This window comes from Kushneria sp. AK178 (assembly GCF_053903105.1).
Map to the genome: position 1 here is coordinate 1,086,987 of NZ_CP096381.1, position 25,985 is coordinate 1,112,971.

20 protein-coding genes and 3 tRNA genes are annotated in these 25,985 nt (G+C 64.9%); 13 read left to right on the forward strand and 10 right to left on the reverse strand.

The annotated features are described in order from the left end of the window. Window positions 1-207 precede the first annotated feature (207 nt). From csrA to M1D97_RS04870, 4 genes are all read left to right on the forward strand, one after another. Window positions 208-405 carry a carbon storage regulator CsrA gene (gene csrA / locus M1D97_RS04855; protein ID WP_456269617.1) on the forward strand — a complete coding sequence of 66 codons (198 nt, stop codon included), beginning with the start codon at window positions 208-210 and terminating at the stop codon, window positions 403-405. Window positions 406-517: 112 nt separating this feature from the next. Next, a tRNA-Ser gene (locus tag M1D97_RS04860) sits at window positions 518-610 on the forward strand. Between the two features lie 70 nt (window positions 611-680). Continuing rightward, window positions 681-757, forward strand: a tRNA-Arg gene (locus M1D97_RS04865). 30 nt (window positions 758-787) lie between these two features. After that, window positions 788-864, forward strand: a tRNA-Arg gene (locus M1D97_RS04870). Window positions 865-1,010: 146 nt separating this feature from the next. Here the strand turns inward: M1D97_RS04870 and M1D97_RS04875 are convergent. From M1D97_RS04875 to M1D97_RS04890, 4 genes are all read right to left on the reverse strand, one after another. After that, the gene (locus tag M1D97_RS04875) at window positions 1,011-2,027 is read right to left on the reverse strand and encodes a tRNA dihydrouridine synthase (RefSeq protein ID WP_456269618.1); all 1,017 of its coding nucleotides are present in this window, start codon (window positions 2,025-2,027) and stop codon (window positions 1,011-1,013) included. 129 nt (window positions 2,028-2,156) lie between these two features. Further along, a complete protein-coding gene (locus tag M1D97_RS04880) occupies window positions 2,157-3,788 on the reverse strand; it encodes a gamma-glutamyltransferase family protein (RefSeq protein ID WP_456269619.1) in 1,632 nt (543 codons plus the stop codon). A gap of 66 nt (window positions 3,789-3,854) precedes the next feature. Further along, complete coding sequence (locus tag M1D97_RS04885; RefSeq protein ID WP_456269620.1) at window positions 3,855-4,490, reverse strand: IMPACT family protein; 636 nt, start codon at window positions 4,488-4,490, stop codon at window positions 3,855-3,857. A gap of 1 nt (window position 4,491) precedes the next feature. Next, a complete protein-coding gene (locus M1D97_RS04890; protein ID WP_456269621.1) occupies window positions 4,492-4,980 on the reverse strand; it encodes a LexA family protein in 489 nt (162 codons plus the stop codon). Window positions 4,981-5,277: 297 nt separating this feature from the next. On the opposite strand from M1D97_RS04890, the gene smc reads away from it, so the two are divergent. The 4 genes from smc (at window position 5,278) to M1D97_RS04910 (ending at window position 12,769) form a co-directional block, all read left to right on the forward strand. Then, a complete protein-coding gene (gene smc, locus M1D97_RS04895) occupies window positions 5,278-8,778 on the forward strand; it encodes a chromosome segregation protein SMC (protein ID WP_456269622.1) in 3,501 nt (1,166 codons plus the stop codon). A gap of 219 nt (window positions 8,779-8,997) precedes the next feature. Beyond that, window positions 8,998-10,281, forward strand: coding sequence for a cell division protein ZipA (gene zipA / locus M1D97_RS04900; RefSeq protein WP_456269623.1), 1,284 nt, complete (start codon window positions 8,998-9,000; stop codon window positions 10,279-10,281). A 155-nt stretch (window positions 10,282-10,436) separates the two neighbouring features. Then, complete coding sequence (gene ligA, locus M1D97_RS04905; RefSeq protein ID WP_456269624.1) at window positions 10,437-12,497, forward strand: NAD-dependent DNA ligase LigA; 2,061 nt, start codon at window positions 10,437-10,439, stop codon at window positions 12,495-12,497. Then, window positions 12,494-12,769 (forward strand): YheU family protein, encoded by a 276-nt coding sequence (locus M1D97_RS04910; protein ID WP_456269625.1) that lies wholly within the window; start codon window positions 12,494-12,496, stop codon window positions 12,767-12,769. Before ligA ends, M1D97_RS04910 begins: the two co-directional genes overlap by 4 nt. A gap of 78 nt (window positions 12,770-12,847) precedes the next feature. On the opposite strand, the gene M1D97_RS04915 is transcribed toward M1D97_RS04910, so the two are convergent. After that, a complete protein-coding gene (locus M1D97_RS04915) occupies window positions 12,848-14,161 on the reverse strand; it encodes a 2-hydroxycarboxylate transporter family protein (protein WP_456269626.1) in 1,314 nt (437 codons plus the stop codon). A 329-nt stretch (window positions 14,162-14,490) separates the two neighbouring features. Between M1D97_RS04915 and M1D97_RS04920 the strand changes: the two genes are divergently transcribed. Beyond that, complete coding sequence (locus M1D97_RS04920; RefSeq protein WP_456269627.1) at window positions 14,491-16,173, forward strand: ATP-binding protein; 1,683 nt, start codon at window positions 14,491-14,493, stop codon at window positions 16,171-16,173. 52 nt (window positions 16,174-16,225) lie between these two features. Next, window positions 16,226-16,933 carry a response regulator gene (locus M1D97_RS04925; protein WP_456269628.1) on the forward strand — a complete coding sequence of 236 codons (708 nt, stop codon included), beginning with the start codon at window positions 16,226-16,228 and terminating at the stop codon, window positions 16,931-16,933. 8 nt (window positions 16,934-16,941) lie between these two features. On the opposite strand, the gene mnmC is transcribed toward M1D97_RS04925, so the two are convergent. The 3 genes from mnmC to M1D97_RS04940 form a co-directional block, all read right to left on the reverse strand. Continuing rightward, window positions 16,942-18,966 carry a bifunctional tRNA (5-methylaminomethyl-2-thiouridine)(34)-methyltransferase MnmD/FAD-dependent 5-carboxymethylaminomethyl-2-thiouridine(34) oxidoreductase MnmC gene (mnmC, locus tag M1D97_RS04930; protein ID WP_456269629.1) on the reverse strand — a complete coding sequence of 675 codons (2,025 nt, stop codon included), beginning with the start codon at window positions 18,964-18,966 and terminating at the stop codon, window positions 16,942-16,944. A 194-nt stretch (window positions 18,967-19,160) separates the two neighbouring features. Further along, a complete protein-coding gene (locus tag M1D97_RS04935) occupies window positions 19,161-19,460 on the reverse strand; it encodes a YciI family protein (RefSeq protein WP_456269630.1) in 300 nt (99 codons plus the stop codon). A 2-nt stretch (window positions 19,461-19,462) separates the two neighbouring features. After that, window positions 19,463-20,038 carry a septation protein A gene (locus M1D97_RS04940; protein WP_456269631.1) on the reverse strand — a complete coding sequence of 192 codons (576 nt, stop codon included), beginning with the start codon at window positions 20,036-20,038 and terminating at the stop codon, window positions 19,463-19,465. 254 nt (window positions 20,039-20,292) lie between these two features. Between M1D97_RS04940 and M1D97_RS04945 the strand changes: the two genes are divergently transcribed. Both M1D97_RS04945 and M1D97_RS04950 read left to right on the forward strand, forming a co-directional pair. Beyond that, entirely contained in the window at window positions 20,293-21,165 is an 873-nt protein-coding gene (locus M1D97_RS04945) for a PHP domain-containing protein (protein WP_456269632.1), read from the forward strand. A 33-nt stretch (window positions 21,166-21,198) separates the two neighbouring features. Continuing rightward, complete coding sequence (locus M1D97_RS04950) at window positions 21,199-21,819, forward strand: L-threonylcarbamoyladenylate synthase (protein ID WP_456269633.1); 621 nt, start codon at window positions 21,199-21,201, stop codon at window positions 21,817-21,819. Between the two features lie 82 nt (window positions 21,820-21,901). Here M1D97_RS04950 and M1D97_RS04955 read toward each other — a convergent pair whose 3' ends face one another. Next, complete coding sequence (locus M1D97_RS04955) at window positions 21,902-22,954, reverse strand: ion transporter (RefSeq protein WP_456269634.1); 1,053 nt, start codon at window positions 22,952-22,954, stop codon at window positions 21,902-21,904. Between the two features lie 432 nt (window positions 22,955-23,386). On the opposite strand from M1D97_RS04955, the gene M1D97_RS04960 reads away from it, so the two are divergent. Continuing rightward, entirely contained in the window at window positions 23,387-25,066 is a 1,680-nt protein-coding gene (locus M1D97_RS04960) for an EAL domain-containing protein (RefSeq protein ID WP_456269635.1), read from the forward strand. A gap of 15 nt (window positions 25,067-25,081) precedes the next feature. Here the strand turns inward: M1D97_RS04960 and M1D97_RS04965 are convergent, their stop codons facing one another. Continuing rightward, the gene (locus tag M1D97_RS04965) at window positions 25,082-25,981 is read right to left on the reverse strand and encodes a CYTH domain-containing protein (RefSeq protein ID WP_456269636.1); all 900 of its coding nucleotides are present in this window, start codon (window positions 25,979-25,981) and stop codon (window positions 25,082-25,084) included. Between the last annotated feature and the right edge of the window lie 4 nt (window positions 25,982-25,985).

Genomic DNA, 25,985 nt, shown 5'->3' on the forward strand with positions numbered 1-25,985 from the left:
ACACGGTAATACAGGGGGTCAGGGTGGTGCTTGCGGGGCTTTCTGCCACACTGAACCAGTGATCGTGTACCAGGAAGGGAGAATCAGGCGGGATAACACAGGTTGGCTCATGGGTCGGCTTGTCGCATAATGCTCCGCTTCATTCAATCCGGTGCACGATCCTTATGAAGCTATGTATAGGGAAGCAGCAATGAAAAGGAGGTCGCAATGCTCATCCTGACTCGCCGCGTGGGTGAGACACTCATGGTTGGCGATGAAATTACCGTGACCGTGCTCGGCGTCAAGGGCAACCAGGTCCGTCTGGGGGTCAACGCCCCCAGAAATGTGTCCGTGCATCGTGAAGAGATTTACCAGCGCATCCAGCATGAGAAGGTCGAAAGCGACGACGACAACGGCACTGCCTGAAGGTCGTCGCGCGCGCATGCCGCCAGTCGAATATATTGAATTACAGGATTTTTTTCACTCGGGGCTGGACAGGCCATAGTAAACTCGGTAATATGCGCGCCGTACCGATCGAGGAGAGATGGCCGAGTGGCTGAAGGCGCTCCCCTGCTAAGGGAGTATAGGGTTTATAGCCCTATCGAGGGTTCGAATCCCTCTCTCTCCGCCACCTTCGGTATCGAATGTCGAAAAGCCCATCCATGGCGGTGACCACGATATTCAATCTGCAGGACCCTGTTGCGCCCGTAGCTCAGCTGGATAGAGTACCTGACTACGAATCAGGTGGTCGGAGGTTCGAATCCTCCCGGGCGCGCCATCAGGTCAGGATGCAAAAACTGTTTTATCTGCGCCCGTAGCTCAGCTGGATAGAGTACCTGACTACGAATCAGGTGGTCGGAGGTTCGAATCCTCCCGGGCGCGCCAGATTCCCGAAACCCCGTCCCTTCCGGACGGGGTTTTCTGCTTTTATACCCCTTGTTGATGCCGCCCCGGGTTCTTCCGGACGGCAGGCCTGCCATGGGCAGATCTGCCGTCATCCCGTTCAGAAAGGGAGAGGCCCGTCCGATATTTCAGCCCGGTACTGCCGTTTCCGCCTGCAGCGCCTTAAGAAAGTCGTCCAGTGCGGTGATACGACGAAGTCTTTGAAAATGCTCGCCGGCCTCGCTGTCGTGCTGGCGCATGATGTTGAGCCACTGTTTCAACAGCGATACCACGACCTTCGAGGGCAGGGCAGGGTCGATGCGCTCGGCATAGGCGGCCAGAAAGGCGCTGCGGTCCTGCCAGCGCGTCGCCGGCAGACGTTCCCCCGTGTTCTGCCAGTGGCGAATGCGACCGGCCAGCCACGGGTCGGCCAGTGCGGCCCGTCCCAGCATGACGTCCCGACAGCCGCTCACTTCCCGTGCGCGCCAGTACTCGTCCAGTGTCCAGATATCGCCGTTGACCACCACCGGGACGCCGGAGCGCTCGCGAATGCGCGCCACCCATTCCCAGTGTGCCGGCGGGCGATACCCCTCGCGGCGGGTACGGGCATGTACCACCAGGCGCTGTGCGCCGCCATCTTCGGCGGCGCGCGCGCACTCAAGGGCCAGCGTCTTGTCCTCAAAGCCGAGGCGCAGCTTGGCCGTCACCGGCACGCCTGTCCCTTCCAGCGCCTCGTGAACACCCTGTACGGCCCGATACACCCGTTCGGGAGACTGCAACAGCGCGGCGCCGCCGTCGTGGCGGTTAACCGTTTTGGCCGGACAGCCAAAGTTCATGTCGACCGCCGGCGCCCCCAGTGCGGCCGCAACGCGGGCATTCTCGCCGAGTCTGTCGGGCTGTGAACCCAGCAACTGCAGATGTACCGGCGTGCCGGCCGGCGTCCGGCTGCCGTGATCGAGCTCCGGACAGATGCGTTGAAAGACCCGGGGCGGCAGACGGGCGTCGGTGACGCGCACGAACTCCGTGACGCCCCAGTCAAAGCCGCCCGGCTCGGTCAAAAGCTCTCGCGTCAGCGCATCGATGACGCCCTCCATGGGCGCCAGGCCGATCAGGCCGGCCCGGGGCGAGGCCTCGTCCGTGACGGTAGAAAAGAAAGTGACTGACATGGCGGGTTCCGCAGGGTTCGTGACTGGCGCCGCCATCATAGGCATATGGGGCGCGAAGGCAAGCACCGCACTGGATCGAGCGCGCGCAGCTCGTAAAGCAGCAGGGTGCCTGCGTCGTGTCGATCGGGTCTAGAGCACGGCAATGGCCGAGTCGGTACGCGGCTCGGTGCCGCCACACAGCATGCCGGTGGCCGGGTCGCGAAGAATGATCTGGCCGCGCCCGAAGCCGGTCGGATCGAAGGCGTAGTCCATCTCGTGGCCGCGTCGGGCCATTTCGCGCAGCAGATGGACCGGATAGCCGTGCTCCACGCTGATGCGCCGTCCGCCGGTCCACTGCCAGCGCGGGGCATCCAGCGCCGCCTGTGGGTTGAGGCCGAAGTCGAGCAGGTTCATGACCACCTGCATGTGCCCCTGGGGCTGCATGAAGCCGCCCATGACGCCGAAGGGGCCGAGCGCCTGACCTTCTCGGGTCAGAAAGCCGGGAATGATGGTGTGAAAGGTCTTCTTGCCGGGCGCGACCACGTTGACGTGATCGGCCTCGAGGCTGAAGCCGTGGCCGCGGTTGTGCAGGGCGATACCGGTCTCCGGCACCACCACGCCCGAGCCGAAGTTGTGATAGTTGCTCTGAATGAACGACACCATGTTGCCGTCAGCGTCGGCCGTGGCCAGATAGACCGTGCCGCCGGCGGACGGCGTGCCCGGTGTCGGGTCCAGGGCAGTGTCGGTGATTTCACTGCGGCGGTGCGCGGCGTAGCGCTCGCTCAACAGATCCTCGATGCGGGTGGTCATGTGCCCGGCGTGGGTCACAAAGGCGTGGCCATCGGCGTAGGCCAGCTTGATCGCCTCGCACTGGCGATGCAGCACCGTAATGTCATCGCGGGCGTGCAGATCCTCGAAGCCCTGCATGATGTTGAGCCCCATCAGTGCCACGATGCCCTGACCGTTGGGCGGTATCTCCCAGACGTCCACGCCGCGATAGGTCACGCGGATGGGATCAACCCACTCGACCCGGTGCGCGGCCAGATCGGTTGCGCGCAGATAGCCGCCGGTGGCGCGCGAAAAGGCATCGATCCTTTCGGCCAGCTCGCCACGATAGAAGCTCTCGCAGCGCGTTTGCGCCAGCGACTCCAGCGTTTCGGCGTGGCGCTCGCTCTTGAACAGGTCGCCAGGCTGCGGAGCATGTCCTTCAGGCGTGAACAGTGAAAACCACCCCCGGGTGGCGGGATCGGTAAACACCGGACGAAACCGGTTTTCGGCGCGCTGCCACTGCTCGCTGATCGCCGGTGACACCGGAAAGCCATCACGGGCCAGACGAATGGCCGGCGCCAGCAGATCCTCAAAGGGCAGGCGGCCAAAGCGCTCGGACAGCGCCGCCCAGGCCGACGGCGTGCCGGGCACCGTGACCGGCGTCCAGCCGTAGAGCGGCATCTGCTTGTGGCCATCCCTGATGACCGCCTCGCGGGCCAGCGTCTGCGGGGCGACGCCGCTGGCGTTGAGACCGTGCAGCCGGCCGCCTTCCTTGTCGTCGTGTATCCACACCAGCGCAAAGGCATCGCCGCCAATCCCGTTGCCGGTCGGCTCGACCACGGTCAGCGCGGCGGCCGTGGCGATGGCGGCGTCTATCGCATTGCCGCCGCGGGCGAGCATGTCGCGCCCGACCTGGGCGGCCTGCGGCTGGGAGGCCGCAACCATGCCGTGGCGGGCGTAGGTGGCACTGCGACAGGAGGGGTACGGGTTGTGGTGTAAAAAGGCGTGATGCATGAGGCCTCGCTGGTCAGACAGGGGAATGGGGCTGTTGTCATGGGCCGGGTGTCGATTCCGGGGCCGTCAGGCCGGCGCCCCGGGCGCCTCGTCATGACAGGTCAGACGCCCCTTGAGACGCGAATTGAGCCCTTCGATATCGGGCGTACGGTCCGTTGGCCAGGCAAGGCCGAGCGTGACACCCTCGGCATCGTGGCGCGTTTGATCGACAAGGGCATCGTTGAGCTCGGCCCAGCGGCGCAGCTCGTGTTCCAGCGCAAAGTCGGTGGTCAGCCACAGCGGACGGCGAGTAACGTGCTCCCGCGTGGCCAGGGTGTCCAGCGCCTGCAGCAGCGCCTTCGAATAGGCCCGCACCAGCCCGCCGGTGCCCAGTTTGGTGCCGCCGAAATAACGGATAATAACGGCAGCGATCCGACCCGTGCCGCTGCCTTCCAGCACCTGATACATGGGCCGGCCGGCGGTGCCGCCGGGCTCACCATCATCGGAAAAGCCGATGGCGTGCTGCTCCCCCGGCGCCCCGGCGATAAAGGCCGAGCAGTGGTGTGACGCGTCGGGGTGATCCAGGCGCGCCTGATCGATCAGCTGCTGAGCCTGCTCGGGCGTCGTGGCATGCGCCACGCGCGCAATGAAGCGGCTCTTTTGCACCTCGAGACTCTCTTCGTGATAGTGCGGGGGCTCGAGGTCAGGGACGAGGTAGCGCATGTCAGGAGGCGTGGAGAGGCGTGTTGGCCGGGCGCCGCGCCACGCCCATGACCAGTCCCAGCACCTGAATATCGTCGTTTTTCAGATAGATGGGTGGCATGGTCTCGTTGGCCGGCTGCAGGCGTACGCCCGCCTTGTCGATGTAGACCTTTTTGAGCGTGACTTCCTGATTGTTGATCAGCACCACCGCCGTCTCGCCGTTTTCGGCAGATTCGAGCTTTTCGATGATGATGATGTCGCCGTCATGAATGTTGCAGTCGATCATCGAATCGCCCCGCACCCGCAGGGCATAGGTGTTGCGCCGCACCATGCGCGAGGGGATGCGCACCGTCTCGTCATCGCTGCAGGCCTCCATCGGCAGACCGGCCGACACGGTCCCCAGCAGGGGGACCTCGACCAGCTCGCTGGCGTCGATCTCCTCCCAGGCATCCTCGACCAGCGGAATGTTGGGGGTGCGGTGCAAGAAACGTGGCTCGGTATGGGCTGACATAAGGCAACTCCCTGAAGGGGCATCCGATGGGCTGACACATGACCGGTGACACCTGCGGCGTCATTACAAGGATAGCGTGATACGAACGTCACCCTGAAGGGCCGTATGCCAACCTGATCCGGCTAATGTGACCAGGGTAACCGAAACCCCGGGGTGGCGGTAGTCGCTGACATGGAGAAAGGACGCCAATCGTAGTAGAGTGGCGCGCTTTGTTGCGGCGCGGTCCGGCGACCGCGACGCCTGTGTGTCGCTGCCCGGCATCCGCCGCTTGATTTGTTCCCGGAGCCCGCCACTGGAATGCGCCTGACATCGATCAAACTGGTCGGCTTCAAATCCTTTGTCGACCCGGTGACAGTCCCCTTTGATACCGACATGACCGCCATCGTCGGCCCCAACGGCTGTGGCAAGTCCAACGTCATCGATGCCGTGCGCTGGGTGATGGGGGAGTCCTCGGCCAAGTACCTGCGCGGCGAATCGATGGCCGATGTCATCTTCAACGGCTCCACCGGGCGCAAGCCGGTCGGGCAGGCCTCGATCGAGCTCACCTTTGATAACCGTGAAGGCAAGCTGGGCGGGGCCTGGGCGCAGTACGCCGAGATCGCCGTGCGCCGACTGGTCAGTCGTGACGGGCAGTCCCAGTACTTCTTCAACGGTCAGAAATGCCGCCGCCGCGATATCGCCGATCTGTTTCTGGGCACCGGGCTGGGCCCGCGCTCCTACGCCATCATCGGTCAGGGCATGATCTCCCGGCTGGTCGAGGCGCGCCCGGAGGAGCTGCGCGCCACGCTGGAAGAGGCCGCCGGCATCTCGCGCTACAAGGAGCGCCGCCGCGAAACCGAAAACCGCATGCGGCGCACCACCGAAAACCTCGAGCGACTTGATGACCTTCGCGAGGAGCTCGACAAGCAGCTCGAGCGCCTCAAGCGTCAGGCCGACGCCGCCAGACGCTACCGCGAATTGAAAGGGCGCGAACATCGCCTCAAGGGCGAGCTGGCCCTGATCCGCGCCCGGGCCCTGCGCGAGCAGCAGCAAACGCGCGAGACCCGGGTTCGCGAGCTTGAAAACAGCGTCGAGCGCAACGTGCTCGGCATGCGTGAAAGCGAAACCCGTCTGGAGCAGTCCCGCAGTCAGCACGATGATCTGGCAGAGACGCTGGACGCGCGTCAGCGCGCCTTCTATGACACCGGCGCGACCATCGCCCGGCTGGAACAGCAGCTCGAGAGCGCCCGGGCCCGCGAGCAGCAGAGCGAGGCCGATATGGCCGCCATCGATCGCGACCTGGCCGAATTCGAGCGTCTGGCCGGGGAGGATGAGGTACGTCACCGGGAGATCACTACCCGGCTCGAGGCGCTGGCGCCCGAACTCGAAAGCGCGCGCGAGGCGCACGAGATGATCGAGGCCGGGCTCGAGGAGGCCGGCGCGCGCGAACAGGAGGCGCTGGAAGCCTGGGAGGCCTTCAACGAGCAGCATCAAGACGCGAGTCGCAGCGCCGAGCGCGCCCGGAGCGAGGTGCAGCGTCTCGACGGCGTGATCAACGATCTCGAGACGCGCCTGGCACAGCGCCAGCGCCAGCGTGACGAACTGCCCGAACAGAGCGCGCTTGTCGAAGCACGTGAAATGGCCGCCGAGCAGCTGGCCGAGCTGGATCTCGAGCTCGAGGCAGACGAGTCACGACGCCTTGAACTCAAGCAGGGACTGGATGACGTCGAAACCCGATTGCAGACGCTGGGCGACACGCGCGAGGCGCACAATGCCCGGCGCAGTGCCCTGCAGGGCGAGCGCGCCTCGCTCGAGGCGCTGATCCGGGCCGCGCTGGACAGCGGTGATGACGCCCTCGATGCCCATCTGGCCGCGCATGACCTGAGTGACGCGGTGCAGCTTGCCGAATGTCTTCAGGTCGAGCCCGGCTGGGAAACCGCGGCCGATGTGGTCATGAGACCGTGGCTGGCGGGGCGGGTGCGCGATATCACGCGCGCCGGCGCGGCCGTTCAGGCGCTGACGGCCGGTGCGCTGACCCTGCTGGACGACAGGCCATCGGACGCTGCGGCCCCAGAGGGCACGCTGGCGGCCAGGGTGACGGGCGCCGAGGCGCTGGCGGACGTGCTCGGGCGAGTCCACACGGTCGGGGATGACGACAGCGCGTGGCAGATGCGCGAGCAGCTTGCGCCCGGAGAGAGCGTCATTGCCCCCTCCGGACTGTGGCTGGGCCGCCGCTGGGCGCATCGCCAGATCCATGATGAACAGACCGGCAGTGTTGTCGCCAATCGCCAGCGTCGCGATCACATCGATCTGGAGCTTGCCGGGCTGGATGAGCAGATGGCCCGTGATGAGGCGCAGATCGAGCAGCTGCGCGAGCAGCGCATTCGCGACAATGAATCGCTGGAAACGCTCTACGCCCGGCAGCGCGAGCAGCAGCAGCGCCGTCAGCAGCTGGCACTGGAGGAGTCGCGTCTGGGCAGCCGGCTCGAGCACCTGCGCAGTCGCGACAGCGAGCTTGAAGAAGAGCTGGCCGGTCTGCGCGAGCAGCTCGAGGAACAGCGGCTCAATCTTGAACAGGCGAGCGAGCAGCGGGACCGGGCGCAGGCAGTGGTCGAGGACCACAATGCCCGGCGTCAGGCGCTCGAACGGGCGCGCCGCGAGACCCGTGAGGCGCGCGAAGCCGTCAACGCACGGCTGTCGCCGGCACGCGAGGCCATCAACGCTCTGACGCTCGAGCATCAGCGCCTGAGCACGGAGCTTCAGGGCATCGACGGTCAGCGTGCCCGCGCCGGGGATCAGCGCGCGCGCCTTGAAGAGAAGCGCGAGATGCTGCAGGCGCAGCGCGAGGAGGCGCTCGAGCCCATTGAGGCGCTGCGTGAATCCCTCGATGAGGCCCTGCATCAGCGCACGCGCGAGGAGCAGCTGCTCAATGAGTGCCGCGATGAGGCCAGTACCATCAGCAACACCATGCGCGAGCTCGAGCACAAGCGTCAGGCGCACGAGCGCGAGCTGGAAACCCTGCGTGAACAGCTCGAAACCGAGCGCATGGATGTGCAGGCACTGCGCCTCAAGGCCGAAGCCCAGGAGCAGCAGATCACGGAACTGGGCCACGACCGCGCGAGTCTGGAAGCGGATCTGGCCGAGGAGGCCAGTGATCAGACCTGGCAGAGCGAGCTGGAATCGGTCGGCGAGAAGATTCGTCGCCTCGGCGCGATCAACCTGGCCGCCATCGAGGAGTACGAGCAGCAGCTCGAGCGGCGTGACTACCTCCAGGGCCAGCATGACGAGCTGACCGAGGCGCTGGACACCCTGAATCAGGCCATCCGAAAGATTGACCAGGAGACGCGCACGCGCTTCAAACAGGTCTTTGAAGAGGTCAACGAGCGCCTCGGCGAGCTCTTTCCACGCGTGTTCGGCGGGGGCTCTGCCTGGCTGACCATGACCGGTGAAGACCTGCTGGAGACCGGCGTGGCCATCATGGCGACACCGCCGGGCAAGAAAAACAGCACCATTCATCTACTCTCCGGCGGAGAAAAGACGCTGACGGCGCTGTCTCTGGTATTTGCGATCTTCCAGCTCAATCCGGCACCCTTTTGCATGCTCGACGAGGTGGACGCGCCGCTGGATGATGCCAATGTGGGGCGTTACGCGAAGCTGGTTCGCGAGATGTCGCAAAATGTGCAATTTATCTACATTACCCATAACAAGATTGCCATGGAGGCAGCAGACCGCCTGATGGGGGTCACCATGCAGGAGCCGGGCGTGTCACGTCTGGTCTCGGTGGGCGTGGAGGAGGCCGCCGAACTTGCGCAGGTGTAACCCGGGGCGAACGCTGCACGGGGGCTGAAGGCCGGCACCTGGCAGCAGGGACTTTCGCAGGGATATAATCGAAGGGCGATTGCGCAATATGGTTTCTTGACGTCATATTGCTGTCATCGGACGACAATTTTCACGCGGTGAGAGGCATTCGTCCATTTATTCGAAAGGCGATCGCGCCATGTCCGGCTCTGACATGGTGCCAACAACAGGCATGATTACATGGAATTGAGAGAGTGGCTCATTATTCTGGGGCTGGTTCTCGTCGCCATCATTCTGGTCGACGGGGTGCGGCGTCTGCAGCGGCAGCGACGCGGCCTGCGAATGGATCTGTCACGCGACATTGACCCCGACGCCCCGGCACGCGATCAGGAAGATATCGAGCGTGAAGAGCGCATGAAATGGGAACTGCCCAACGGGGGCGCCCGCGTGGTCTCCCGGGGCGACCGGGAGATGGACGACCGTGGCGACGAGCGCTTCGATGCGCCCGGCATGGAGACATGGCCGGCACCGGAGACCGACCGCTTCCCCGATGAAGAAATCGACGATGAGCGTGACATGCCGGCCCATCACGCGCGCCAGCGTCGTCCCGCCCCGCGTGATGTCGACGCTGGCGCGGATCATGGCGACGAGGAGGACGACGTCATGGAGGAGGCAGCCCCGCGGCGTCGCGACGAGTTCGCCCGTCGCCTGAAGTCGGCCTTCCCGTTTGGCCAGGGCAAGGGCGACTCGCGTCAGCAGCAGCCCCGTCAGGCGCCGCGCTCGTCCGACGTGCGCCGCTCGCAGGCGCCGACGATGCCCGAGCGCCCCGGCTATCGCGATGATGAATTCGACGACGATCCGCTCTTCGCTCGCAGTGACCGCCACGACCCTCTGCCGGATGAGGCCGACATCGACCGTGAAGAGGCCCCGGCGCCGCGTTACGAGCGTGAGCCCGAGTTTGATGAGATGGCACCGCCCCGTTCACGGTTTGACAGCGAGCCCTGGGAGGCCCGCCATCCGGCACTCGAGCGCGCCGCCCGCGGCATGGTGGCGGGCGAGCGGGCGCGCACCGTGCTCTCCGAGGCCGAAGAGATCGTGGTGATCAGCGTCATGTCCCGCGACGAGGACGGCTTCAACGGCCCCGATCTGCTGCAGCTGGTCCTCGCCTGTGGCCTGCGCCTGGACGATCACGGCGTGTTTCATCGCTTCGAGACCGAGTCCAGCGAAAGCCCCCTGCAGTTTTCGATGGTCAATGTCGTCAAGCCCGGCACCTTCGATCTGGAGGTGATGGAAGAAGAGACCACGCCCGGGGTGACCTTTCTGATGCCGATGCCCAGCGCCGAATCCTCGCGCGATGCGTTCGAGGCCATGTTTGAAACCGCCATGGTGCTGGTGCGCAATCTGGGCGGCGAGCTCAAGGATGAAAATCACAGCGTCATGACGGCCCAGACCGTCGAGTTCGCCCGTCAGCGCGTGCACGAGTTCGAGCGTCGCTGGCGGCTGCATCGCCATCAGGCGCAGTAGCGCACGCGTTTGCCGTACGCTTTCTGGGGGCCTTCGGGCCCCCTGATTATTTCGGGGGCCGGTCATGGCCCTGTTGATGTCGATGCCTGCTGACCCATGTTGCGGCGGTCGGACATGATGTCCGGCGGCCATGCCAAACGGAACGAATCACTGCCATGTGTGCCAGAAAAAGCGCTGACACGATTGCCGAGGAAGTCGACTCGCTGCGTGCCCGGCTGGAAGATGCCAACCACCGCTATTACGTCGAGGACGCGCCGACCCTTCCCGATGCCGAATATGACCATATGCTGCGCCGGCTGCAGGAGCTCGAGGCCGAGCATCCGGCGCTGGTGACGGCGGATTCGCCCACCCAGCGCGTGGGCGCACCGCCTGCCGAGGGCTTTCCCGAAGTGCGCCACGCCGTGGCCATGCTGTCACTGGACAACGCCTTTGATGAGCAGGAAGTGCGCGCCTTTGCGCGTCGCGTCGCCGAACGGCTGGAAACCGACGACGCGTCGGTACGCTTTTGCTGCGAGCCCAAGCTGGACGGGCTGGCGGTGTCGCTGGTGTATGAAAACGGTCTGCTGGTGCAGGGGGCCACCCGCGGCGACGGCCGCACCGGCGAAGGGATTACGGCCAATCTGCGCACGCTCAAATCCATTCCGCTCAGACTGCGGGGCGATCACCTGCCGGCACTGCTCGAAGTGCGCGGCGAGGTCTACATGAGCCACTCCGGTTTCGAAACGCTCAACGAGGACGCCCGGAACAGGGGCAGCAAGGTATTTGCCAACCCGCGCAATGCGGCCGCCGGCAGCCTGCGCCAGCTGGATCCCGGCATTGCCGCGGCCCGGCCGCTGGAGTTCTGTGCCTATCAGGTAGCGCGCATCGATGATGAGCATTTAAAGCCGAGCCACTCGGCGCTGATGCACAGGCTGCGCGAGCTGGGCTTTCGTACCAGCCCCGAGATTGATGTGGTGACGGGCGCCGACGCCCTGGTCGATTTCTGTCACCGGATGGGCAGCCGTCGCGATGCGCTTGATTACGACATCGATGGCGCCGTGCTCAAGGTCGATGACCTGCGCGCCCAGCGCGAGCTGGGCTTTGTCTCGCGCGCGCCGCGCTGGGCGATGGCCTTCAAGTTCCCCGCTCAGGAGCAGACCACGGTCATCCGCGATGTCGCCTTTCAGGTCGGGCGTACCGGGCGGCTGACGCCGGTCGCGCGTCTGGAACCCGTTCAGGTGGCCGGCGTCACGGTCTCCAACGCCACGCTGCACAACATGGACGAGATCGAGCGCCTCGATGCCCGCATTGGTGACACCGTGATCATCCGCCGGGCCGGGGATGTGATTCCCCAGATCGTCAGCGTCCTCCTCGACGAGCGTCCGGAAGACACCCGCGCCATCGTGATGCCCGAGCACTGCCCGGTGTGCGATTCGCGGGTGGAGCGCATCGGTGACGAGGTCGATGCCAGATGTTCCGGCGGGCTGTTCTGCCCCGCCCAGCGCAAGGAGGCGCTCAAGCACTTTGCCAGCCGCCGGGCGCTGGACATTGACGGGCTGGGCACCAAGCTGATCGATGCGCTGGTCGAACGCGACTGGGTGACCACCCCGGCCGATCTCTTTCGGCTTGAAGCGTCATCGCTTGCCGAGCTGCCGCGCATGGCGCAGAAATCGGCCGACAACCTGGTGGCGTCGCTTGAGCGCTCGCGGTACACCACCCTGGCGCGTTTTATCTACGCGCTTGGCATCACGGAGGTCGGCGAGGCGACCGCCGGGGCGCTGGTGCAGCACTTCGGTGAGCTGCAGCGGATCATGGATGCCTCGCAGGAAGCGCTGGAGGCGGTGGCCGATATCGGCCCGGTCGTGGCAAGCCATGTTCACAGCTTCTTTGCCGAGGCGCACAACCGCGAGACGATCGAGGACCTGATTCGCGTCGGCGTGGTCTGGGAGGAGGTCGAGGTCGGCGAGCGCGAGCAGCCGCTGGCCGGCCAGACCTGGGTGCTGACCGGCACGCTGGAAACCCTGACCCGTGACGAAGCAAAGGCGCGACTGGTGGCGCTGGGCGCGAAGGTCAGTGGCAGCGTGTCGAAGAAAACGCACGCGGTCGTGGCCGGCGACGCTGCCGGCAGCAAGCTGGAAAAGGCACAGCAGCTGGGGGTAGAGGTCGTCGAGGAACAGGCCCTGCTGACCCTGCTGCGCCGTCATGAACACCCGACATCATCGGAGAGCGCGACATGAGCAGTGGACGATTCGTGGAAGTACCCTCGCGCATGGTGCCCCCGGAGACCCTTGAGCGGCTGCTGGCGGAGTTCGTCACCCGTCAGGGCTATGACACCACCGACACCGGTGAGGGCGAGCGCGGCTGGATCGGCGAAGTGCGCGCCCAGCTCGAGCGCGGCGAGCTGTTGATCGTGCACGATCTGCAGACCGAGCTCACCGAGGTGATGACGCTGTCGCAGTGGCGCGATTTCGGCCGTCAGGTGGCCGACGATGAGGAAGAGGGCGATTAACGCAGGCCGTTGTCTGCCGGGGTAACACGACCGCGCCGCCCCGGAAGGGCGGCGCGGTCGGACAGCGTGGCGCTGGCGTCAGGCAAAGAGCAGCGGCACGATGATGCTGGAGACCAGCAGGATCAGGGCGCCGCCCAGGCGCGAGGAGATCTGGGCAAAGGGCATCAGCTGCATGCGGTTGGCCGCCGACAGCACCGCCACATCGCCGGTGCCGCCCATGTTGGCCATGCACAGCCCGGCGGTAATGGCGGACTCGATCGGGTAGAAGCCCACCAGCCGGCCCACCAGACCTGCCCCGAAGGCAGCACCGGCGACCACGGCGAGAACGATCAGCACATAGGTGATGGAGATGGCGTCGATCACCTGGCCCAGGTCGGTGTAGGCGATACCGATGCCGAACAGCAGGGCAAAGGTCCAGTTTCTGGCCACAAAGCGGAACCACTGCGCTGCGGCGTCGTTGATGTTCTCCGGCATCAGGCCGCTGATCTTGACCAGCGCGACCAGAATGATCATCAGCGCGTAGGGGTGCAGCGGAATGACGGTGCCCAGAATTTCGCCGGCCACATAAAAGCTCAGCGCCGCCACGACACCGATGCCCAGCTTGCCAAGCTCCGGGGTGGTGTCGCTGTCATTGATCTCGACACCCGGCATCATCTGGCCGTTGCCGGTCAGCGACGGGATGCGCTTGCCCAGGCCGTTGAGCAGCCCGGCAATGATGATGGCAAAGACGTTGCCCAGCGCCAGCGCCGGCACCAGAATCGAGATGTAGTAGCTGGCGGGCTGGCCCAGCAGCTGCTCGTAGATCTGGCTCAGCGGCACGGCACCGGCGCCCATGCCACCGCCCATGATGGGCAGGGTGATGACGACCACGGCGTCCTGGGGCGAAAAGCCCAGCAACAGACCGACGCCCATGGCAAACAGGGCGGCAAAGAGCACCGAGCACAAAAGCGGCAGGGCAAAGCGGGTGCCGACCTTGACCAGCACCCTGGAATCCATGCCCAGAATGCTGCCGGTGATCAGCGCCGCAATGTAGAAATTGAGAAAACCGCCGCCCTTCATGAACGAGGCGACCGTGTCGCTGACGCTCTCGGGCAGCCACCCCAGATAGACCAGGGTCGCTGCACCGAAAATCGCCAGGATGGCGCCACCGCCCAGATAGCTTTTCACGATGGGCAGGCGGTCACCGATGAAGCCCAGCAGCTCCCCCAGAATCATCATGGTCGCCAGCGCACCAATCATGCCGGTCGGGAGGGCATCCAGCATCATGGCGACGATCAGTACGGCCAGCACCACGGCGAACAGGGGCAGGGATAGGCCGAAGATACGCCAGGAAGCAAGAGGGGTTCCGGGGGCGGGCGAATGGCTTGCCCTCGCAGTGTCGGACTGTGACATGGCAGTGACCTGTTGTCCTTGGATCAAAAAACGGATGGGATAAGAAAGACCCCGTGTCAGGGCAGTGCCGCGATGCACCATGCAGCCCCCTGACAGGCTGACGCGAGGATTACGGACGCGCCGCCCGTGACCAAGCTTTACGAATTAAAGAAAACCTTTTGAAACTAATGAAAACGCCGTGCGGTGCCTGCTCATAATGTGGCGCGCCGGGAAATAACACCAAGGTTGAATCGCCGCCGGTGGTTCGCCCGACCGGACGCCACGATCAGACCCGCCCGTGCGCTGGCACAGTGGTGCCGATATGAGAGAGCCCGCCCATGAGGCGACCCATGACAGGACATGCCCCGGACGTGAATGAACATCCCTGGCCGCGTCGATCGCCGGTACGCCTGAACACCCTGGCGGCGCTGCTGGCCTTCATCACCATCATGGCCTCACTGATCGTGGCCTATGGCGTGTTCAGCGATCAGCTCTGGCGCAGTACCACGCGCGTGCAAAAGGAGCGCGTGGTCAATCTGGCCACCACCCTGGCGCGCAGCAGCGAGGTGATCGAGGCGCTCGAGCGCAGCGAGCCGCCGTCGCCGGCGGCCGATATCGAACGGCGCATGGAGGCGCTGCGCGAGCTGCTTGACGTCAACTTCATCGTCATCATGAATCCCGACAGCATTCGCCTGACCCATCCCAACCGGGCGTGGATCGGCCACCCTTTTCGCGGCGGTGATGAAGGCCCGGCACTGGCGGGCGAGCGCTACGCCTCGCTGGCCGTGGGCACGCTGGGCACCAGCATTCGCGGCTTTGCCCCGGTGCATGACGCGAAGGGCGATATCATCGGCGCCGTCTCCGTGGGCGTGACGCTGTCGCATCTGGCGCCGCTGCGTGCGGCCTCCCATCAGCGGCTGCTGTTTCTCTTTCTGGCCGTTGTCGTGATCGGCGGGCTGGGCTCGGCGTGGCTGGCGCGCACCATCCGCCGGCGCCTGATGGGCATGGAGCCGGACGATATTGCCCGCCTGGTGGCCGAGCGGCGGGTCACGCTGGACGCCATTCATGAGGGCGTCATCGCCGTCGATGCCCGGGCCCGCGTGACGCTGATCAACCCCGCGGCGCGCTCACTGCTGGGCGATCTCGAGGCGCACGGCATCAGGCCGGGGGCGCGGCTCGAGGTATTGCTGCCCGGCAGTGACAATGATGATCAGATACTCAGTGACCGACCGGTGATCAATCGCCGCATGCAGCTGGGCGGGCGCGCCTTTCTGGGCAACTATCAGCCCATGCTGGCCGACGGACGACTGGTCGGGGCGGTCATGACCCTTCGCGACAGTGGCGAGATGCAGGCGCTGGCCGAGGAGCTGACCGGCGTACGGCGCTACGCCGAAGCGCTGCGAGCCACCACGCACGAATTCAAGAACAAGCTGCATGTCATTCTGGGGCTGACCCAGCTCGAGGATCTGCCGGCGCTGAGGCAGTATCTGCGCGAGCTGGTCGATTATCGCCACGCCGTGTCGGCATCGATCGTCGAGCATGTGCGCGACCCGGTGCTGGCCGGCTTTCTGATCGGCAAGCAGAGCGAGGCCCGGGAGAAGGGCATGACGCTGAGCGTCGAGGCCGATACCGCCATTCCCCGCGCCGGTGACGGGGCCACGGTCCATGCGCTGATCAGCATCATCGGCAATCTGCTGGAAAACGCCTTCGAAGCGCTTGATGGCCGCGATGACCCCCGCGTGGCCATTCACATGGCGCTGGAGGCGCGCACGCTGTCGCTGCAGATTCAGGACAACGGCGCGGGTATCGCGCCCGAGCGTCAGGCCCGCATCTTCGAGCACGGGGTCTCCAGCAAGGGCGAGCAGCGCGGGCTGGGGCTCTATCTGGTCCGCGAGCAGCTCGATGCCGTGGAGGGCACCCTGTCGCTGTATTCATCGCCCGGGCAGGGGACGCTGATCGAGGTCAGCCATCCCTATCATCCCGCCAGCGGGCGCCCGCACGACGATGCGTCGAGCGAACGGACACCTCAATGATCGGCGATACCGGCCGATCGGCCGGGTACATCAGGTTCAAGAGCAGCCACACATGAGAGTACTGATCGTAGAAGATGACCCGATGGTCATGAAGCTCAACGTCGACTACCTCACCCGGGTCGGCGGGATGCAGCTGGCAGGGCGCTGCAGCGACGTCACTACCGCGCTGGTGGTGCTGGAGCGCGAAAGCGTCGATGTGGTGCTGCTGGATGTCTATCTGGGCAAGCGCAGCGGCCTGGAGATCGCCGGCTGGCTGCGCGAGCGTGATACCGATACCGACGTCATTTTGATCACGGCGGCCTCCGAGACCGAGACCGTGCGCGAGGCCAGGCGGCTGGGGATCAACGACTTTCTGGTCAAGCCGTTCGAGTTCAAGCGCTTTCGCGAGGCGCTCGAGACCTGTCGACAGCGCCGCGAAGCGCTGGACGTGCTGAACCATCAGGTGGATCAGCAGACGCTGGATACCCTCTTTCGCGCCGACGGTAATGCCCCCAGACGTCTCAACGGCCTGCCCAAGGGGCTGACGCCCCACAGCCTGGCGCAGGTCTGCGAGGCCATTCTCTCGCTGTCCGGAGACGGGTTTTCCACCGAGGGGCTGGCCGAGGTGGCCGGCATGTCGCGGGTGTCGATTCGCAAGTATCTCAAGTATCTGGCCAGCCTCGGCCTGCTCACCGAATCCTTTGCCTATGGCCAGGTCGGGCGTCCTTCGTTTTCCTACCGCTGTCTGGACCGGGAGGCCCTGCAGCGCATCATCCAATAGCCCGGCCGCTAAAGCGTTTCGCGACGGATGATGGCGCGAATCAGGCGCCGTCCCGGATTGAGATGATCCACCAGGGTGTCGGGCAGCGGCAGCGGCTCCTCGCAGATGCGCGAGGCCAGCAGCTCGGCGATCAATGGGGCGCTCACCAGCCCGCGCGAGCCGTGGGCCAGCGTCACCCATAGCCCCGACTGATAGTGGCCCGGCACATCGGGCACCCGCGTGGCGTCAAAGCCCAGCCCCGCATAGACCGATTGCCAGTGCGCCACCTGCGGCAGACCCCCGGCGTAGGGGGACTTGTCGGGACTGGCGCAGCGAAGCCCGCTGCGCGAGGGCAGGGTCGGCGCCTGCTGCAGGGCCCGGGCCAGCTCGGGCAGGGTGCGCTCGAGTTCGCTCAGGTTGAAGGCGTCATCCTCGTCGCGCAGCGTGAGATCGCGATCGTTGGGCGAAAACGAGGCGCCCAGACTCTGCACACCCGCCCACGCCGGTGGGGCATAGCCGCCGGCACAGACCACGCAGCGCGGCGACAGCGACTGTGCCGTCTCATCCAGCTGGTAATGACTCACCTGACCGCGCACGGCCTGCAGCGGCAGAAAGCCGGATGCCGAAAGCCGGCCGGCCCCATCGGCGCAGGCCAGCACCACGTGATCGGCTTCCAGGCGGGTGCCATCACTGAGCGCCAGCACATGGCGCGCCCCGTTTTGATGTATCGCCTCAAGGGCCGCCTGGTGCTGCGTGATGCCGGGCGTGGCGGCCAGCCGGGCACATAGCCGCTCCGGGCGGACCCAGCCGGCACCGGGGTAGTACAGGCCGTGCTGAATGCCCTCGGCCAGTGTCTGACCGGCCAGTTGCTCGGCCGCCTCTCGCGTGACGCCACGCACCACGCTCTCGGGCAGCTGCCAGTGCTCGAGACAGCGCCGCTGACGCTCGGTTTCGCGCTCGCTGGTGGCCAGCTGCAGCACGCCGCTCGGATGCCACAGCGCGTGCTCGGGGTCGACCCGGCTCAAAAAGCGCTGCGTATGTTGAAGGGCGGCGAGATAGAACCGGCTCTGGTCGTTGATCTCGGCCGCCGGGCGGATATAAAGCGCCCCCTGGCGGTTGCCCGAGGCGCCGCTGCCGGGCGGGGCCGGGTCGATCAGGGTGACGCGCCGGCCGCGACGCGCCAGCGCGTGGGCAACGCTTGCCCCGGCAATGCCGGCGCCAATCACGGCAACGTGGTCGTCCCTGGCTGCCGGGCGCGGCGCGGCATCGATCATCCAGGGCGTCTGGCGTCGCCGTCTCTGCTGGCGCGGATGGGTCGGCGGCGGGATGGGCATGTGCCCGCCAAGCATCTCGCGCTTGCGGCCGAATCCCGGCATCTTGTGGATCTCGAAACCGGCCTGGCGCAGTCCGCGCTTGACGATACCGGCGCAGGTGAAGGTGGCCAACGTCGTGCCCTCCCGGCTGGCGCCGGCGAGTGCAGCGAAGAGTCTTTCCGACCACATGTCGGGATTTTTCGACGGCGCGAACCCGTCCAGAAACCAGGCATCCACCCGGCCTTCCAGCTGCTCGAGGCTTGCCGCGGCGTCGCCGAAGTGCAGATCCAGCGTGATGCGCTCGTGCAGTGTGAGGCGATGAATGCCGTACAGGGCCGGCGGCCACTGATCGATCAATGCGCGGGCCAGCGCGGCAACATCCTCGTGGTGACTCAAGGCGCGCGCCAGATCCTCGCGCGTGAACGGGTGCTGCTCGGTGGAGACGATATGCAGTCGGGCGCTCTCGGGGGCCTGCACCAGAAAGTCGTGGGCGGCGCACAGCACGTTGAGCCCGCTGCCAAAACCGGTTTCGCCGATGACAAAGGGGCGGGCCTCGAGCCAGTCGTGCCAGCGCGTCGCCAGACGATTGCCGGCCAGAAACACATGCTCGGTCTCGCGTCGGCCGTTGTCGCGCGAGAAATAGACATCGCCGTAGTCGACGGCTTCGGGGGCGTTATCGTCGCGCCAGTGAAGCCGTGCCGGCTGAAGGGCGAAGGGCGCCCGGGAGTGATGGGTGGACAAGGGACAATACCGGGGAGACGTCGAAAGTGGTTAATTTTTGAACGATTTGAGGCAGGCCTGTCATTATCCCGCCTGGCGCAATGTGTTCGCGGGGATCGCACAACGTTGTCACAGGCTTATCCACCCGAAGTGTGCATAACAAACATGCTGTGGATAAGCCGTCATGAGGCCCGCGACAGCGGGCCACGGCAGGATCAGGGCAACACCCTTTTGAACGGCCGGACGCTGACCTGTGAATAAACGCCTGCCGCCACGTAAGGGTCGGCATCGGCCCAGGCGCGGGCCTGCTCCAGCGAATCGAACTCGGCCACGATCAGGCTGCCGCTGAAGCCGGCCTCGCCCGGATCATTACCGTCCACGGCGGGAAACGGGCCTGCCAGCACCAGGCGGCCCTCGTCGCGCAGGGCCTCAATGCGGGCCAGGTGTTCGGGACGTACGCTCTGTCGCGCCTCGAGGCTTTCATCCACATCTTCACCGATGATGGCGTAAAGCATGCTCATTTCTCCTTGTCGTGGTGGGCGGCGCCCTTGATCGTCTTCTCGTCATCGGGCAGATGACGCGCGATATAAACCCCCTGGGCGAGGATGAACAACAGCGTCAGGCCCATCATGCCAAAGAGCTTGAAGTTGACCCAGACGGCCTCGCTGAAGTAGGTGAACACCGCAATGTTGACCGCGCCCATGGCCAGAAAGAAGGCCACCCAGGCCAGGTTCAGCCGCATCCAGACCGGGGAGGGCAGGGTCATGTTCTTTTCCAGCATCCGTTCGATCAGCGACTTGCCGCCAAACAGCGGCGAGAGCAGAAAGGCCGCGGCAAAGAGCCAGTTGACCACGGTCGGCTTCCACTTGATGAAATCGCCATCCCCCAGGATCACGGTGGCCCCGCCCAGCAGCACGACCAGCGCCAGTGTGACCAGATGCATCTTTTCGACCCTGCGCCAGCGCCACCAGGTCAAGAGCACCTGCGCAATGGTGGCCGGAATCAGTACGGCGGTGGCCAGCACGATATCCCTGGTCATCTGATAGACCACAACGAAGATGGCGATCGGCAGAAAGTCGATCAGCATTTTCATACACAAAACTCCTGAAAAAAGGACCGGCGGGCAGGGCCCGGGGCAGAAAGACGGGGGTTCATTGATTCTTCCGGGCACCCGGCGCAACATGGCCTGCACGCGAGGCCGTTACCGGCCTCGCTACGGCAATGCCGTTATACCATGCAGATGTCGCTGCCACCGAGAGGCCAATGAGCGCGCAGGATACTATATCGTCATCGTCCGACCCCGGATCATTATCCCCTGACCCCGGCTCGTCATTCTTTGACCCCGGCATGACGCTTGAGCAGGCCGGTCATATCGATCTGCACCTGCACTCCACGGCGTCCGACGGCAGACTCTCGCCGTCGGCGCTGATGCAGCTTTGCCATCAGCGCGGACTGACATGCGCGGCGCTGACCGATCACGATACCATCGATGGCGTCGAGGCGGCAGCACACCAGGCCCGGGCGCTGGGGATGACGCTGGTGCCGGGCGTTGAGCTCTCCACTCGCTGGCAGGGTGTCGGCATCCATGTGGTGGCCCTGTGGCATGGCCGGGCGCAGGCCCCCATGACCGGGCTGCTCGAACGCCTGGCACAGGCCCGCCATGATCGGGCGCTGGAAATCGCGGCGCGGCTGGAGAAGGCCGGGCTTGACGATGCGCTGGCGCGGGCGCGCGAACAAAGCGGCGGCGCCCGGCTGCTGGGGCGACCCGACTTTGCCCGGGCGCTGGTCGAGGCCGGGCTGGTGCCGGACATGGCGCGGGCGTTCAAGCGCTATCTGGGCGCGGGCAGGACTGGCGATGTCAAGGTGCACTGGCCCACACTGGACGAGACGGTCGACAGCATTCGTCAGGCCGGCGCCGTGGCAGTTGTGGCGCATCCGCTGCGCTATAAGCTGACCCGACGCAAGCTGGGCCTTTTGCTGGACGAGTTCGCCGCCCTCGGCGGGGAAGGCGCCGAGCTGATCAGCGGCTATCAAAACGACGATCGCAGTCGCGATCTGGCCTCGCTGCTGGCCAAACGGGGGCTTTACGCCTCGCTGGGCAGCGACTTTCATTATCAGGGCGGGGCGCTGGCGCCGGGTACCCTGAGCCGCGTGCCGCGCAGTCGACTGGTGCCCATCTGGCAGCATCCGCGGCTGACGCCGGCCTTTGAAGGGCCGTAAGCGTCATTTCTTGTCAGAGTCAGGAGAGATTCCATGAGCCAGTTCTTTACCCTGCATCCGGAAACCCCGCAAAAGCGCCTGCTGGCGCAGACGCGCGAGATCCTCGAGCGAGACGGGATCATCGCCTATCCCACCGATTCCGGCTATGCGCTGGGCTGTCTGCCGGGCAACAAGAAGGGGGTGGAGCGGATCAAGCGGCTGCGCAACCTGGATGACAAGCACAACTTCACCCTGATGTTCCCGGATCTTAACGCGATCGGCACCTATGCCCGCATGGACAGCGCCGTGTTTCGGGTGCTCAAGGCGCATACGCCGGGCCCCTATACCTTCATTCTGGATGCCACCAATGAAGTGCCGCGGCTGCTGCTGCATCCCAAACGCCGCACCATCGGCATTCGCGTGCCGGATCATCGCATCACCCGCGACATTCTGGAGACCGCCGGGGCACCGCTGATGAGCGTGACCTTCATCGCTCCCGACGACACGCTGCCGCTGACGGACGCCGAAGAGATCCGCGACCGCTTTGGTTCGCAGCTGGATGCCATCATCGACGGTGGCGCCTGCCCCATGGAGCCGACCACGGTGCTCGACATGCGAACGCTGCCGCCGGAAGTGCTGCGGCAGGGCCGGGGGGACACCAGCGCCTTTGGCTGATGCCTCCCCGGCTCATCGATCGGGTGAATCAAAACAACCTGCAGGGTCACCTGCAGGTTTTTTAATGGCGACGAGGCGAGGGTTATCGCTGATCCGGCGGAAGATCATTGGAGCCCGGGTTATCGCGTTTATCCGCATCGTCGTTGTCATCCGAAGCGCCGTTGTCATCCGGGGCCTTGCGCTGACCCGAATCATCACAGCCGTCATGAGAGGGCGTGGTACCGTCGCGCTCCTGCTCCAGCAGCCTCATCTCCTCGTCGAGGGCGTCTCGTTGACTCTGCAACTCTTCGAGCTCGTCCTCGATCTCCTTTTGCTTGGGATCCTCGGCTTCCTCTTCGAGTCCGGTGCCACAGAATCGGCAGTAATGGGCATCGCGCTCGTGGCCTTCGTGGCCACAGCCCGGGCAGGCTTCGTCGGAGTAGTGGTTGCGCCGGATCGAGCGCATCACCTCGGCGGAGAAGACGCCGGTCGGCACCGCCAGAATTGAATAGCCCAGAATCATCATCATTGCCGAGACGAACTGTCCCGGCGGCGTGATCGGGGCGATATCGCCGTAGCCGACCGTGGTCAGCGTTACGATCGCCCAGTAGATGGCCCGCGGAATGCTGGTAAAGCCGGCCTCGACCGGCTCGATCAGATAGACCAGTGCGCCGAAGACAATGACCAGCGACATGACCGTCATCAGAAACATCAGAATCTTCTGGCGGCTGCGCTCCAGGGCCTCGAGCAGCAGGTGACCCTCGCCGACAAAGTCCATCAGCCGCAAGACCCGGAACAGACGCATGATGCGCAGCACCCGGATGACCAGCAGCGCCTGGGTGCCGGGGAAGATCAGGCTCAGCCAGGAGGGCAAAAGACTCAACAGATCGATAATGCCGTAGGTGCTGCGGGCATAGCGCACCGGGCGGTCCAGGCAGTAAAGACGCAGCACGTACTCGATCGTGAAGATCACCGTAAAGACCCATTCGGCGGCCATGAAAATGTCGCCGTAGCGGGCCTGCAGGCTGACGACGCTGTCGAGCAGGATAATGATGACGCTGGCCAGGATCATGATGATCAGGGCGATATCAAAACCCTTGGCGGCCGGCGTATCCGATTCAAAGATGATCTGAAAGATGCGATCTCGCAGCGTCATCGGTTGTTTTTTGTGGGATTCGCTGCTCACCGGCGCTCCGAAGTTCTTTGAAATGGTTCGCGTCCGGGCCTGCAGGCGGACGCAAAAAATCATGCCACGACGCTTCAGTAAACGCAGCCCCCGCCGTTATAGACAGCAATAGGGCTGGGCAGTTATCGCATGCCATGTTCCGCGTTACCCATTAAAGGAAGACGACATGCGCACGATACGGTCCGTCGCCAGTCAGCAACAATATTGATGGGGTGCGCCATGCGTCGTACGGTGCAGACATTATGTCATGATATTCAGGATCTGGCTGACGAGCTGACGACAGCATCGACGTCGCTCGACGAACAGAGACTGACCCGTTTGTCCACCTGTTGCAGCAGCCTGCTTGATCTGTTGCAGGCATCGCCGGGAGGCCCCGAGGGGGGCGGTCCGGCGACGGATGATATGACGCTGTCATGGCATGAGCGCATGCTGCTGTGCGAGCAGGATGTGATCTGGCACTGGCAGATGGAAGGTGATGTCCTGACGCTGTCCTCGCGCTGGAAGACGCTGTATCACAGCGATGCCGAATCCTCGCTGGCGCACTGGTGTCGGATGCTGCACCCCGATGATCGCGATCGGGTCCAGCACCTGTGCCATCAGGCTGCCACGACACAGGGTGTGTCGCACATCGAATGTCGCCTTCGTGATGGCCGGGGGCAGTGGCGGTTTATCCGGCTGCGCCTCGCGGGAACCGGTGCAGAGGGCTCAACGGACCTGACCGGCGTGCTCAGCGATATTACCCATGAGCGCTACCGCGATCCGGTGACCGGACTTGGTAACTCCGATCTGCTCGATCAGCAGCTCGAGGATGCTCTGGCGGATACCCCGGGCACGCGTCATGCGCTGGTCAAGATCACCATGGTCAACGCCACGCTGTTGAGTGAGTCCGAGCATTTCAACAACACCCGCGAACTGGAAACCCGCATTGCCGCTCTGCTGGCCGCTCTGCTGCCGGAGGGCAGCCTGATTGCGCTGCCCGGCTTCAGCTACGCCCTGGTCACGCCCTTTCAGAGCCAATCGGCGCTGGAGTGCTTTCTCGAGCCGCTTCGAAAGATGCTGGGCATACCGCTGGAAACGCCTGCCGGGCGTGTCTGGCTATCGTATGTCGTGGGCGTCGTGCCCTTTGAAGCCGGCGGTAATACCGATGTCGAAATGCTGCGAAAGCAGGTGCGCCTGACCATCAGTAACGCCTCCGGCACCGGTGTTGGCGGCGTGTATTATTACAGCGACGAGCTACAGGCACGGGCCAGTCGGGCCAGCCGCGGCGAGCAGCTGATTCGCGCAGCGCTGGCCGGTGATGGCGTGCTCTGTTTTCTCCAGCCCATTGTCAGCGTCAGGGAAGGGGGGCGAGTGATTGCCTTCGAGGCGTTGATGCGACTGCAGGACGGTGACGGCATTGCCATGCCGGGGGCGTTTATCGAGGCCGCCGAATCCACCGGGCTGATCCACCAGCTCAGTCAGCAGCTGATCGACAAGGCGCTGAAGATTCTGGTGGACCCGGCCTTTACCGCCCGCTTCGGTCACGAATTCGTGGTCAACATCAACCTGTCCCGCCATCAGCTCAAGGACGCGATGCTGGTCGAGGACATGCTGTCGATGATTCACCGGTACGGTGCCGACCCGCGGCGGGTCAATCTGGAAATCACCGAGTCGGCCGTACTGGCCGAGCCGACCGTCGCCCTGCGCAATCTGGTTCGATTGCGCGAGCACGGGATCTCCATCGCCCTTGATGATTTCGGCAGCGGCTACTCCTCGCTGTCCCAGCTGTGCGAGCTGCCGCTGGACTGCATCAAGATCGATCGCCGCTTCGTGATGGACCTGGAGCGCGAGCCCCGCAAGCGTCATGTGATGACTTCGGTCATCGATCTGTGTCGGCGCCTGGATTTTCGCGTCGTGGTGGAGGGCGTGGAGCAGAGTGCCACGCTCAAGACGGTATGTGACATGGGGGCCGAGCAGATCCAGGGCTTCATCTACGCCCGTCCCATGCCCTTCGGAGACGTGCTGGGCCAGCTCAATGCCACGCTGCTGCCGGTCTCCCTGTCGCCGACCCCGCTCCGGGCCGGCGAACCGGTTCGCCACTGACCCTGCCGGCGCCGATCAGCGATACAGGCGCTGCATCAGAAGCAGCCACTGCTGCCCGAAGCGGCAGTCGAGCCAGCCCGGGCGTGACAGGGACTCGCCCAGGCGGCCGGCCAGGGTGGCCACCTCCGGGTCGTCATGACGGGTCAGATTGAGCAGCGCCTGGCGTGCGGCATACAAAAACTCCTGCTGCTGGCTGTCCTGCCAGGCATCAAGGGCCAGAATTGCCCGCTCCAGACACTGCTCCGGCATGGCGAGGGCGCAGGGCGGCAGCTGCCACTGCTGCTCGCGCAGTGATGCGGCCCGCGCGGCCTTGCTGGCATTGGCCGGGCGCAGGGCGCAGTGACGGGCCAGCTGATCGACCAGTGACCAGAGGGCCTGCTCTTCACCGTCCTTGAGCTCAAGCTCGATTTCGTGAATATCGATGCGACGCTCGCCCACCACAATCTCGCCGATATCCAGCGCCAGCTCGATGTGGCTGCCGTCGTGCTCTACAAGCCACTGGGTACGCTGAAAGTCGGTTTGATAGACCGCCTGCAGCGAGTGGCGCACCGCGTCATCCTCGAAGGGCGATACGCCCAGCCCCGCCAGCCAGTCCATGTCCAGAGACGCCTCATCACGCGGCGTTTCCCATTCGCCCCGGGTATGCAGCCCGCCGTGGCCGTCGCCGGCGGTCTTGACCGTCTGGACAAACCGCTGGCCGTCGCCGCGCAGACGCAGGGCCACGCGATGCGCTTCGAGCGCAAGCCCGGGCGTGTCGTAATAGACATTGGCCAGTCGATGCACTGCCGGGGGCGTGTCCTGAAGCAGCGGATGGGCCATCAGCGCGTCGACACTGTCCCGGCCAAGCGCCATCTTGAGCTCCACCTCCTGCGGCGCAGGCGTGGCGGTCGTGTCGTTGTGCGTACTCGGATTCATGTGT